Origin of the sequence: Janthinobacterium sp. LM6, from assembly GCF_002002885.1 — a bacterium.
GTDB lineage: Bacteria > Pseudomonadota > Gammaproteobacteria > Burkholderiales > Burkholderiaceae_D > Janthinobacterium > Janthinobacterium kumbetense.
On the sequence record NZ_CP019510.1, the window covers coordinates 950,843 to 963,528 of the forward strand.

At 66.7% G+C, this 12,686-nt stretch carries 9 protein-coding genes; 6 read left to right on the top strand and 3 right to left on the bottom strand.

The genetic code is table 11. From position 1 onward, the window contains the following. The first annotated feature begins 107 nt into the window (after positions 1 to 107). Positions 108 to 965: a helix-turn-helix domain-containing protein gene (locus tag BZG29_RS04190; protein WP_253192778.1), complete on the top strand. Its 858-nt coding sequence runs from the start codon at positions 108 to 110 to the stop codon at positions 963 to 965. 10 nt (positions 966 to 975) lie between these two features. Here the strand turns inward: BZG29_RS04190 and ilvB are convergent, their stop codons facing one another. Beyond that, a complete protein-coding gene (ilvB, locus tag BZG29_RS04195; RefSeq protein ID WP_077399185.1) occupies positions 976 to 2,736 on the bottom strand; it encodes a biosynthetic-type acetolactate synthase large subunit in 1,761 nt (586 codons plus the stop codon). 99 nt (positions 2,737 to 2,835) lie between these two features. On the opposite strand from ilvB, the gene BZG29_RS04200 reads away from it, so the two are divergent. Next, on the top strand, positions 2,836 to 3,297 hold the full coding sequence (locus tag BZG29_RS04200; RefSeq protein WP_070217690.1) for an Lrp/AsnC family transcriptional regulator: 462 nt from the start codon (positions 2,836 to 2,838) through the stop codon (positions 3,295 to 3,297). A gap of 104 nt (positions 3,298 to 3,401) precedes the next feature. Then, the gene (locus tag BZG29_RS04205; RefSeq protein WP_077399187.1) at positions 3,402 to 5,891 is read left to right on the top strand and encodes a TonB-dependent receptor; all 2,490 of its coding nucleotides are present in this window, start codon (positions 3,402 to 3,404) and stop codon (positions 5,889 to 5,891) included. On the opposite strand, the gene BZG29_RS04210 is transcribed toward BZG29_RS04205, so the two are convergent. Together BZG29_RS04210 and BZG29_RS04215 are read right to left on the bottom strand one after the other, a co-directional pair. After that, entirely contained in the window at positions 5,888 to 6,547 is a 660-nt protein-coding gene (locus BZG29_RS04210) for a response regulator transcription factor (protein WP_077399190.1), read from the bottom strand. The two genes, BZG29_RS04205 and BZG29_RS04210, sit on opposite strands and share 4 nt — an antisense overlap. After that, entirely contained in the window at positions 6,544 to 7,464 is a 921-nt protein-coding gene (locus BZG29_RS04215; protein WP_077399193.1) for a histidine kinase, read from the bottom strand. Before BZG29_RS04215 ends, BZG29_RS04210 begins: the two co-directional genes overlap by 4 nt. A gap of 437 nt (positions 7,465 to 7,901) precedes the next feature. Between BZG29_RS04215 and BZG29_RS04220 the strand changes: the two genes are divergently transcribed. From BZG29_RS04220 to BZG29_RS04230, 3 genes are all read left to right on the top strand, one after another. Further along, positions 7,902 to 8,717, top strand: a complete 816-nt coding sequence (locus BZG29_RS04220; RefSeq protein WP_150130799.1) for an NF038120 family PEP-CTERM protein — start codon at positions 7,902 to 7,904, stop codon at positions 8,715 to 8,717. 1 nt (position 8,718) lies between these two features. Next, entirely contained in the window at positions 8,719 to 11,883 is a 3,165-nt protein-coding gene (locus BZG29_RS28630) for a S8 family serine peptidase (RefSeq protein WP_077399199.1), read from the top strand. Positions 11,884 to 12,040: 157 nt separating this feature from the next. Continuing rightward, positions 12,041 to 12,658, top strand: coding sequence for an AIM24 family protein (locus tag BZG29_RS04230; RefSeq protein WP_216350350.1), 618 nt, complete (start codon positions 12,041 to 12,043; stop codon positions 12,656 to 12,658). Positions 12,659 to 12,686: the final 28 nt, after the last annotated feature.

The window sequence follows — 12,686 nt, forward strand, 5'->3', positions numbered from 1 at the left end:
CTCCTGGTGGATGGCGACAATGACTTCACTGTAGCGCGCTTGCGCGTCCGCGTCTTGAACGAATACGACATCGCGCGCGGCCGGAAATTGCCGGTACAATCGTCGCCATGCCTGCCGCCCCTACGCCCCTGACCCGCCTGATCGCGCCGCGCACCGCGCTCGCTTCCTGCGTGCGCGCCTTCCTCGTGCGCGACACCACGGGCTGCGCGCCGCTGCCGCCGGCGCAGCGCCTGAACCGCTTTCCCGCCGCGCCCATGTGCAGCATCGTCTGGACCGTCGCGGGCGACGTGGAAGCGGCAGCGCCGGGCCTGTCGCTGCGGGACGTGCGCATGCCGCCCGCGCTGTTCGGCGGCCCCCGCTCGTATCCGCTGGTCAGCTACAACCCCGGTCCCGTGCATTCCTTTGTCGTGATGCTGTATCCGGCCGCCCTGCATGCGTTGACGGGCGTATCGATGGATGGTTTGCTGGACCAGTTCCGCCCGCTCGACGCGCTGTTCGATGCGGACTGGCTGGCCCTGTCGGACGCCGTGCTGGCGGCGCCCGACGACGCGGTCCGCGTCAGGCTGGTGGAGGATTTTCTCGCGCCGCGCTGGGCGCTGGCGCGCAAGAGCGGCGACCATCCGGCCGGCGCCGTGCAGGACTGGGTGCGCCGCCTGGGCGTGCAGGCGGCATCGACGGGACTGGCCAGCAGCGCGCGCAATATCGAGCGCCGCATCAAGGCCTGGGCCGGCCAGCCCATGCGCACCTTGCGCCGCATGCGCCGCGCGGAACAGCTGTTTCTCGACGAGCGCGGCGCCATCCTGCAGGGCACGGCGTCCTGGTCCGACGTCGCCGCCAGCGGCGGTTACGCCGACCAGGCCCATTTTTGCCGCGAGACGCGCGAAATCACGGGGCTGAGCCCCACCGAGCTGGCGCGCGCCATGCGCGACGATGAAAGCTACTGGATATACAGAGTGTGGAGTTGAACCGGATTTGTTACCCGGTGTAGACGACGCCTTTGCGCAAGGTCACTTCATGGTGCCCCGCGCCGGGCGCCATCATGGGGAAGCAGTTTTCCGCGCCGTGCACGCGCACGTCGAGGAAGTACGGGCCCTCGGAGGCCAGGCAGGCCGCCAGCGCCGCGTCGAGCTCCTCGCGCCGGCTCACCGTGTGCGCCTGCCAGCCGAACGCGCGCGCCAGGGCGACGAAGTCGGGCAGCGCTTCCGTGTAGCTGTGGCTGTAGCGTCCGCCATGGATGAGTTCCTGCCACTGGCGCACCATGCCCATGTAGCCATTGTTCGACAACACTACTTTCACGGGCAGCCGGTGCTGCACGGCCGTGGCCAGTTCCTGGATATTCATCAAAATCGACGCGTCGCCGCTGACGCACACGACGCACTTGCCCGGATGGGCGATCTGCGCGCCGATGGCCGCCGGCAAGCCATAGCCCATGGTGCCGGCGCCGCCCGAGGTGAGCCAGCGCCGGGGCTGCTCGAAGCGCAAGTGCTGCGCCGCCCACATCTGGTGCTGGCCCACGTCGGTGGAGACGATGGCGTCCCCGCCATCTATGCTGTCCAGCGCCGCCTGCAGCCGCCGCATCAGCGCCTGCGGCGCGATGACGCCGGGCGTGTCGTCGAACGCCAGGCTGTCCTGGGCGCGCCAGCCGTCGATGCGCTGCCACCACGGCTGGCGGTCCGCCAGCAATCGCCCGCGCAGCTGCGCCAGCAAGGCGGCCAATACGGGGGCGCAGTCGCCGCGCAGGGCCACCTCGGCGCGCACCACCTTGCCGATCGATGCCGGGTCGATGTCGACGTGGATGACCTTTGCGCCAGGACAAAACGCGTCCAGGCGGCCCGTGACGCGGTCGTCGAAGCGGGCGCCGACGCAGACGATCAGGTCCGCGTGGTGCATGGCCAGGTTCGCTTCCAGCGTGCCGTGCATGCCCAGCATGCCGAGGAAGGCCGGGTGCGACGCGGGAAAGGCGCCCAGGCCCAGCAAGGTTAATGTACAGGGCGCGGCGGCCAGTTTCACCAGTTGTTGAAACGCGGCGCAGGCATCGGGGCCGGAATTGACGAGGCCGCCGCCGCCATAGAACACGGGCTGGCGCGCGCCGGCGATCAGGCTGGCGGCCCGTTCCAGGTCGGCGGGTTCCGGCAGGGCCGCGGCGGCAGATGCGGCGGCGGGCGGCAGCGGCGCGTGCTGCGTGACGGGCGCCAGCTGCAGATCCTTGGGAAAATCGACCAGCACGGGGCCGGGCCGCCCTTGCGTGGCTTGAATAAATGCTTCGTGCACGACGGCGGCCGTTTCCTCGGCCGCGCGGATTTGCCGGTTCCACTTGGTGACGGGACGCGAAATGCCCAGCGCGTCGCATTCCTGGAAGGCGTTGGTGCCGATGCTGGTGCTGGCCACCTGGCCGCTGATGCAGATGACGGGAACCGAATCGCACAGGGCGTCGAGCAAGCCCGTGGTGGTGTTGCTCATGCCGGGGCCGGACGTGACGAAGACGACGCCGGGCCGGCCCGTGCTGCGCGCATAGCCTTCGGCCGCGTGCACGGCCGCCTGTTCGTGGCGCACCAGCACGTGGCGCAAGCGGGGCTGCGCGTGCAGCGCGTCGTACAGGGGCAGCACGGCGCCGCCCGGGTAGCCGAAGACGGTGTCGACGCCCAGGGCCAGCAGGGTGTCGATCAGGGTGCTGGCGCCGTTGCGCGGCGCAAGATCGGCGGCGGGAGCGAGGAGGGGAGCGGGATCGGGTTTCATGGCCTTATTTTCTGCCTGATGCGGCAGAAAAGGCTGCTGGTTTTCTCGTATAGAATGCACTATTCAGCAAAATTTGCTGTGAAAATAAGGAAAAGCAGAATGAAGCTGGATAAATTCGACCTCGCCATCCTGACGGCCCTGCAGCAGGATGCCCGTATCAGCCTGCACGACCTGAGCGCCAAGGTGGGCCTGACCTCGTCGCCGTGCTGGGCGCGCATCAAGCGCATGGAAGACGATGGCGTCATCGAGGGTTATACGGTGAACGTCAATGCGGCCAAGGTGGGGTTGGCCGATACCGTCATCGTGCAAGTGACCCTGGACGACCATTCCGACCAGGCCCTGTTCGAGTTCGGCCACGCGCTGGCCATGATTCCGGAAGTGCTGGAAGCGTTTCTTGTCTCCGGCGATTACGATTACTACCTGCGCATTGCGGTGAGCGACACGCGCGACTATGAACGCCTGCTGCGCGAGCGTTTATATAAAATTCCCGGCATCCGCCACAGCAAATCGAGTTTCGTGTTGCGCCAGCTCAAGCAAAGCTATCTTCCCTTGCAGCGCTGACTTTGTTACCCCTTCCCCGCACGGCGGGAGTTTTTCCCTAGTTCCCCGATGGTGGCTGTCCGATACTGGACGCAATAAAAACCACTATAAAAACGGGGATACGCATGAAACTGACTTTATTCGCCGCCGCCGCCATGGCGCTGTGCCAGGCGCAGGCCGCCGAACCGGCGATGGCCGCCAGCCTGGCCACCTCGGGCGACTTGCCCACCGTCATCATCACGGGCAGCATGCCGCTGCCCACCGTCGAGCAGCCGCGCGATGCGCTGGCCGCGCCCGTGCAGACGGCCAGCGCGCAGCAGATCGCCCGCAGCGGCGCGCTCGATCTCTCCGCCTTCCTGCGCCGCAACCTGGGCAGCGTTGTCGTGAACGAGGTGCAGAACAACCCGTTCCAGCCCGACGTCAGCTACCGCGGCTATACGGCGTCGCCGCTGCTGGGCACGCCGCAAGGCCTGTCCGTCTACCTGGACGGCATGCGCCTGAACCAGCCGTTTGGCGATGTCGTCAGCTGGGACTTGATCCCGCGCATGGCGATAGCATCGCTGACCTTGATGCCCGGCTCGAACCCGCTGTTCGGCTTGAATACCCTGGGCGGCGCGCTGGCGCTGCAAACCAAGGATGGCCGCAGCAGCCCCGGCACCGCCGTCGAAGCGCGCCTGGGGTCCGACAAACGGCGCGGCGTCGAGGTCGAGCATGGCGGCAGCAATGCGCAGGGCTGGCACTGGTATGTGACGGGCAACCGCTACAAGGAAGACGGCTGGCGCGACGATTCCCCGTCCGACGTGCGCCAGCTGTTTGGCAAGCTGGGCTGGAGCGATGCGCGCACCGATATCGCCGTCACCGTGGCCCATGCGGACAATGCGCTGACGGGCAACGGCTTGCAGGAACAGCGCCTGCTGGCGCGCGATTACCGCAGCGTCTACACCAAGCCCGATTTGACGCAGAACAAATCGACCCTGCTGAACCTGACGGGCAAGCACCAGGCCGGCGCGGCCTTGCTGTTGTCCGGCAATGTGTACTACCGCAAGATCGACACGCACACGTTTAACGGCGACTTGAACGACGAGTCGCTCGACCAGTCCGTCTACCAGCCCGGCGCGGCCGAGCGGGCGGCCCTGGCGGCGGCCGGCTACGCGGGCTTTCCCGCCAGCGGGGCGAACGCGTCGAATACGCCATTTCCGAAGTGGCGCTGCATCGCCAACGTGCTGCTGAACGACGAGCCGGCCGAAAAATGCAACGGCATGCTCAACCGCAGCCATACCGAGCAGGAAAACTATGGCTTGTCGGGCCAGCTCACCGCGCTGGCCGACGTGGCTGCCATGCGCCACAGCATCACGGCCGGTGCCGCCTTCGATGCCAGCCACGCCACTTTCCGCCAGACCAGCCAGTTCGGCTACCTGAACCCGGACCGCAGCATCACGCCCGTCGCGTTCTTTGCCGACGGCACGGAAATCGATGACGATGGCACGCCCGTCGACAACCGGGTCGACTTGAGCGGGCGCATGCGCACGTGGAGCGTGTATGCGAGCGACAGCATGGCGTTCAATCAAGCATTGACGCTTACCATCTCCGGCCGCTACAACCGCAGCACCGTGCGCAACCGCGACGCCATCACGCCCGGCGGCGGCAGCGGCTCGCTCGATGGCGACCATCGTTTCAGCCGCTTCAATCCCGCCATCGGCCTGGCGTATGCGCCGGCCGCGGGCATGAGCGCCTATCTCGGCTACAACGAAGGCAGCCGCACGCCGACGGCCATCGAACTCGGTTGCGCCGACCCGGAAAACCCGTGCCGCCTGCCCAACGCCATGGCCGGCGACCCGCCGTTGAAACAGGTGGTCACGAAGACGTGGGAAGCGGGCCTGCGCGGCAAGTTCGCCGACGTGGCGCGCTGGAGTGCGGGCGTGTTCCGCGCGGAAAATCACGACGATATCCTGTTCGTGGCCGACAATCAGGCCGGTTTCGGTTATTTCAAGAATTTCGGCAAGACGCGCCACCAGGGCGTGGAACTGGCGGCCGACGGCAAGGCGGGCATGCTGGATTTCGGCGTCAACTACACGTGGCTGCAGGCGACGTATCAAAGCGGGGAAACCGTCAACGGCAGCGCCAACAGCAGCAGCGACGCGCAGGCGCCTGGCCTGGAAGGCAATATCGTCATCACGCCCGGCAAGCGCATTCCCTTGACGCCGAGCCATATCCTGAAGGCGCACGTGGATTATCAAGGCGGACGCGACTGGACGGTGGGCCTGGCCATGACGGCCGTTTCCAGCGCCTATGCGCGCGGCAATGAAAACAATGCGCACCAGGCTGGCGGGCCAGCCTACTTGGGTTCGGGCAAGAGCGGCGGCTATGCCGTGGTCGAGCTGAACGGCAAGTACCAGCTGACGCCCCGGCTCAGCGTATTTGCCCAGGTAAACAACCTGTTCGACCGAAAATATGCGACGGCGGCCCAGCTGGGTGCGACGGGTTTCGACGCCAACGGCAATTTCGCCGCCCGTCCGCTGCCTGCCGTGAACGGCGAGTATCCGATGGTCAATGCGACCTTCTATGCGGCCGGCGCGTCGCGCAGCGTGAATGCGGGCTTGCGCTACGCGTTTTAAGGATGGACCTGCTCGATGATGCCGTTGCGCAGGGCCAGGTGGACGAGGGCGGCGGGGCCGGGCACGTCCAGTTTTTCCTTGATGCAAGTCTGGTGGTTGGCCACCGTCTTGCTGCTCACGTGCAGCAGGCGGGCGCAGTCGGCGGCGCTGCGGCCTTCGGCCAGCAGGCGGAAGATTTCGAATTCGCGCTGGCTCAGGCTGCTCAAGCGGTCTGCTTCCATGTTGGCCGTGCCCTGCAGCACGCCGGGCGCGCTATGCGGGTCCAGGTAGCGCCGGCCCGCGTGGGCGGCGCGCACGGCGTCGACCAGGTGTTCCGGGTCGGCCTGCTTGCTGACGAAGCCGCAGGCGCCGCCGTCAAACGCGCGCGCGATCAGCTGGGGCGTGTCGTGCATGGTAAACACGAGCACGCGGGCGCCCGCGTCGCGCGCGAGCAGCTTGCGCAGTAATTCCAGGCCGCCGATGCCGGGCATGGACAGATCCGTCACGCAGACGTCGGGCGCGTGCTCCTGGTACAAGCCATACGCCGTTTCGCCATTGCCCGCCTCGGCCACGACGGCGATGTCGCCGCCCTGTTCCAGCAGGCGGCGGTAACCGGAGCGCACCACCGGATGGTCGTCCACCAGCATCACGCGGATCGGGGTCAGCGCCGCGTTCATGCCGCACCGGCCGCCAGCGGCATCGCCACTTCGATGCGCAAGCCGTTGCCCAGCGCGCTGATCCAGCGGATGTGGCCGCGCAAACCGGCCACGCGCTCGCGCATGCCCAGCATGCCGAAACCGCCTTCTTCCGTCTTGTCCTGGCGCAAACCCCGGCCATTGTCTTCGATGGCCAGGTGCAGCACGCCGTGCGCATCGGCGCGCAATTCCACAGTGGCCCGGTCGGCGCCCGCGTGGCGCGCCACGTTCGTCAAGCCTTCCTGCACCAGGCGGTAGATGGCGGTGGCGGTGCTGTCGTCGAGGCCGGCGGGGATGGCCTGCGGCGCGAAATGCGCGAAATGGCAGGCGATGCCGTGCTGCTGGGCCCAGCTGTCGCACAGCGCCTGCAGCGCTGGCGCCAATCCCAGGCTGTCGAGCACGGGCGGGCGCAGCCGGCGCAGCATCGTGCGCACCATCGCATGCAGCGCTTCCGACGAGCGGGCGATGCTGGCGGCGCACGCCTGCACGTTCGCCTGGTCGCCATCGCGCGCGCGCAGGATGTAGCTGGCGGCGGCGCGGATGGCCGTGCAGTCCTGTCCCACCTCGTCGTGCAGCTCGCGCGCCAGCGCGCAGCGCTCTTCTTCCTGCGCGCGCAGCAGGCGCTGCGTGAGGGCGCGGTTTTGCGCCAGCAGCAGCGCCATCCGGCGGCCGCGCCGCACGGCAAAGCCGGCCAGCGCCAGCACCAGCACCAGCAGGCTCAGGGCCAGTTCATCGAGCTGCCAATGTTCCTGGCGCCAGAGTGACTGCGTCAGCCGTTCGGCCAGGTCCAGCCTGGCGGCCAGCAGGAAAAAAGCCAGCGCCAGCGCGCAGCACAGCAGGCCGGTCCGGCGCGGCCGGGCGTGCGCGCTTGCCTGGGCGCCAAATTGATGGTGTTCCATGATGCTGCTCCCTGAGCACGGTCGATCTTCTTGTTGTGCAAGCTTCATGCCATCGGCGCAAGGGCGCGAGGGACCGCTCATGCGGGGCTGAGGGGGACAGGCAAGTGTTCCAGGATGGAACAGGTGTACCGCGATGTGACGGGGAGGGCGACGCGGCAGGCGCGGTTTTCGAGCTTATCCGAAGTCGGGCCGGCCCGCTGGCGAACGCGTCTGCAGTGTGCGCTATTGTTGTTCAAATGTAACGTTGAGATTCCTCAAACTTTCATAGATAAAACAAAACAAAGTTTCGCGGAGTTAGATAAAAAATAAATAAATGATATTAAAAATATGATATTTGTTTTATGCGATTTGCTATATTTGTTGACACTTTTGTGAAAAAGCTGAAAGCGGGCGCCAGACCTGCCGACCTATCTATCCACAACAATCAAGGGAATAGAATGAATCGTTTATCACATGCGCGGGTATCGCCCGCCATCGCCAATCCGCCCGCTACCCGCGGTCGCGTCGCCGTCCTTGCCGCGCTGGCCGCCTTGTCCGTGCTGGGCTCGGCGCCGGCCCTGGCTGGTGTCCTGACTTTCGACAACTTGCGTCCCGACGTGTATGAAAGCGGCCAGACGCTCAATACGTCGAGCTACAACCTGCTGTTCCTGGCCGACCCGACGACGGCGGCCGGCGGCGGCGTCAGCGGCGTGGGCGCCATCCTCGATGGCCGCGTGGGTTCGTCGTGCGATATCGCCGCCTGCCCGCAGGGCGCCACCGGCAATTACCTGGCGATCCTCAACGATGGCGGCGTGAATTTCACGCGCGCCGACCACCAGGCATTCACCCTGGCCGGTTTCGATTATTCCTTTATCGCCCCCGTGTCTGGTTTGCCGAACCAGAATTGGGGCCAGCTGCAGCTGAGCGGCACCCTCAGCGACGGCCAGGTGATCAGCACCTCGCTGGCGTTTCCCGGCCAGGGCAGCGATGGCAATTACCATTTCCAGAGCGCCTCCCTGCTGGGCGGTTTCAGCAATTATGCGTTTACGGGCCTGAGCTTCAACGCGTGCATTTTCAATGACACGGGCGCGTGCAGCAATTCCCTCGATTTCCCCGCCTTTAACCAGGGCCAGTTTGCGCTCGACAATATCAATATCAGCGCCGTGCCGGAACCGTCGACCTACATGCTGATGCTGGCCGGACTGGGCGCCATCGGCATGCTGTCGCGCCGCCGCAGCGGCAAGTTCGCCGCCTCCACCGTGCAAGGAGCGTGAGATGAAATTACGTCCCGTTTCACTCGGCATCCTCTTGCTGGCCGCCAGCCTGGCGCAAGCGGCGCAGGCGCAGGAACGCCGCTCCTACATCGTGCAACTGGTCGACAAGCCGGCCGCCACCTACACGGGCCAGGTCGACGGCCTGGCCGCCACCAAGCCGGCCCCGGGCGCGCGCATCGACGTGGGCGCCGCCGACGTGCAGGCCTATTTGAGCTATCTCGACACCAAACAGGCCGCCGTGGCCGGCACTGTCAGCGCGGCGGAAATCACGCACCAGTACAGCGTCGTCTTCAACGGCTTTTCCGCCTTGCTGACGGACGATGAAGTGCGCGCCCTGAAGAAAAACAGCGGCGTGGCCAGCATCAGCGCCGACTCCATCCTGCAGCTCGACACCAGCTACACGCCCAGCTTCCTGGGCCTGGACAAGCCGGGCGGCATCTGGGAGCAGCTGGGCGGCAAGGCGCACGCGGGCGAAGACATTATCATCGGCATCGTCGACAGCGGCATCTGGCCCGAGAACACGGCCTTTGCCGACCGCCTCGACGAGAACGGCGTACCGAGCCACAGCGGCAACAACGTCGTGTATGGCGCGCCGCCGGCCAGCTGGCAGGGCACTTGCCAGACGGGCGAAGGTTTCTCCGCCGAGAATTGCAACAATAAGCTGATCGGCGCGCGCTACTACCGCGCCGCCACCTCGGCGCTGCACTGGACGGAATTCATGTCGCCGCGCGATTCCGTCGCCGGCCTGACGGGGCACGGCGGCCACGGCACGCATACGGCGTCCACGGCCGGCGGCAACAATGGCGCCCTGGCCACCTCGAACGGCGTGTCGCTGGGCAAGGCGTCCGGCATGGCGCCGCGCGCCCGCATCGCCGCCTATAAAGTGTGCTGGACGGCCGCCTCGACGGGCCGCAACGGCTGCGCCACGGCCGACAGCGTGGCCGCCATCGACCAGGCGGTCAAGGATGGCGTGAACGTCATCAACTTCTCCATCGGCCCGAACGCGGGCGGCGGCGCCTTCGACGAACCGACGGAAGTGGCCTTCCTCGGCGCGGCGGCGGCCGGCGTCTTCGTTGCCACGTCGGGCGGCAATTCCGGCCCGGCCACGCCCGCGCCCGACGTGCCGGCACCCGTGTCGCACATCAGCCCGTGGCTGGCAACGGTCGCCAATTCCACCCACAACCGCCTGTACGCGGCCAACGTCACTCTCAGCAATGGCACGAAACTGGAAGGCGCATCGAGCAATGCGAATACGCCGGCGCTGCCGCTGATCCAGTCGCGCGACGCGGGCCTGGCCGGCGTGCTGCCGACGGACCTCAACTTGCTGCGCTGCTTCGGCGCGGCCGATGCCGCGTCGGCGTATCTGGACCCGGCGAAAGTGGCGGGCAAGATACTCGTGTGCGACCGTGGCGGCAACGTGCTGGTCAACAAGAGCGCGAACGCGAAGACGGCGGGCGCGGCGGGCGTGATCATCGCCAACGTGGCCGGCGGCGCCAACACCGTCATCAACCAGGCGCACGCGCTGTCGACCGTGCACCTGGCGCAGGCGCAGGGCGACGCGCTGAAAACCTTCATGGCGGCGACGCCCGACGGCACGGCGGCGCTGGGCGAGGTGCATACGATCCCCGACACGACGGTGCTGGCGCCGATCGTCAGCGACCGTTCCTCGCGCGGACCGAACGTGGCCAACGCGAACATCCTGAAACCGGATCTCTCGGCGCCCGGCACCAACGTGCTGGCCGGCGTGACGGCCGACCTGACGCAGGCGCAGCGCGATGCCGTGGCGGCCGGCGGCGTGGCGCCGGCGGCCGAATGGGATTTCTATTCCGGCACCTCGATGGCCAGCCCGCACGTGGCCGGCGTGGCGGCATTGCTCAAGCAGCAGCATCCGGACTGGTCGCCCGCGGCCATCAAGTCGGCGCTGATGACGACGGCCTTCAGCACGTACTCGGACGGCTTGAACGGTTCCGTGTCGTGGGATGCCACGGCGAAGAACTCGGGCCAGCTGCCGTGGGGCCAGGGCGCCGGCCACATCGCGCCGAACAGCGCGGCCGATCCCGGCCTCGTGTACGACATGTCGGAAATCGACTATGCGCGTTTCCTGTGCGGCCTGAACCTGAAGGTCTACAGCGCCGCCACGTGCCAGGCCATCGGTACCATCGCGGCCTATAACCTGAACCTGGCGTCGCTGACGGCGGCCAACGTGCTGGGCACGCAAACGCTGACGCGCACGGTGACCAACGTGGGCGCCGGCAGCGCCGTCTACAACGTCTCGGCCAGCTTGCCCGGCTATACGGTGGCAGTGACGCCAACGAGTCTGAGCCTGGCGCCGGGCGCCAAGGGCCAGTTCCAGGTGAAGCTGACGCGCACCACGGCGCCGGCCAATACCTGGACCTACGGCGCCCTGAGCTGGACGGATGGCACGCACACGGTGCGCAGCCCGCTGACGGCGCGCGGCACGGCGCTGGCCGCCATTCCGCTGGTCAGCAGCGAAGCGGCCACGGGCAGCAAGGTGCTGACCCTGGGCACGGGCTTCTCGGGCGCGCTGGTGGGCGTCAAGTCGGGTCTCGTCGAAGCCGTGCGCCAGGCGCGCACGATCGGCCAGGCGACGACGGGCGCCGCCGCATCGGCTGCCTGCAAGGCGGGCGGCGCCACGGGCGTGAACGTGCACAATGTGGTGATCCCGGCCGGCACCCTGGCGGCGCGCTTTGCCACCTACGATGCGGAAACGACGGGCGGCGCGAATACCGACATGGACATGGAGGTCTACAACGCCGCCAATGTGCTGGTCGGCAGCAGCGGCAATGAAAGTTCCAATGAGCAAGTGGAACTGCGCCTGCCCGCCGCCGGCACCTACAAGGTGTGCGTGATCGGTTTTGCGCCGCAAAACGGCCAGGCCGACTACACCTTGTCGTCGTGGGTACTGGCGCCGGGCTTGTCGAATGGCGGCTTCAAGGCGCTGATGCCGGGCACGGCCTACACGGGCGGCACGGCGACTGTCTCGCTGAGCTGGTCCAACCTGGCCGAAGGCAAGCGCCACCTGGGCGCCGTCGGCTACCAGGTGGCTGGCGTGGTGCAGGGCGTGACGGTGGTCGAGGTCAATACCAATGATCCCGTGCCGCTGTTCCAGAACGCGCGCGGCGCCAGGCCGGTGCTGGCTGAGTAAACCGTTCTTTGCGTGAACGCAAGGCGTGCCTCCGGGCACGCTTTTTTTTATTCACCCACCCCCGTTCGGGAGGAATAGCACTTGCATGGCGGTAAGGCCAACGGTATCTTGTCGGATAGCCATGGCTTTGTGCCCTGGCATTCTTGGGGAGTCGCGCGTGACCAGTTTCCGCACCAATACCGACCGCCTGCTGGAAGTGCGCCTGCAGGATGAAAAAGTGCTGGCCATTGCCGGCGCCATGGTCGCCTATACGGGCAGCATCAAATTTGAAAAATCCCTGCTCGGCGGCGAGGGCCTGTTCGGCGCGCTCAAGCGCAAGGTGACGAACGAAGGCATGCAAGTGATGCAGGCCGCCGGCACGGGCACGGTGTTTTTCGCGCAGAATGCGGCCGAGATCACCGTTATTCCGTTGACGGGTGAAAAGCTGACCATCGAAAGCAGCAGCTTGCTGGCCTACGACACCAGCCTGAAGACGGGCACCAGCTTTGCTGGGCTGCGCGGCGCCAGTTCGGGCCAGGGCCTGTTTTCCACCACCGTCGAGGGGCACGGCAACCTGGCCGTCATTTCGCGCGGCAACCTGATCATGCTGGAAGTGACGCCCGCGCACCCGCTGCGCGTGGATCCGGACGCCTTCGTCGGCTTCAAGGGCGATATCCGCCAGGAATTCGTTTTTGACGTCAACTGGCGCACGATGATCGGCCAGAGCTCGGGCGAATCGTACCAGCACAAATTCACAGGCCAGGGCGTGGTGTTCATCCAGCCCGCCGAACGTTAAGTCAGCGAGGACCCGCGATGCCTGTCTA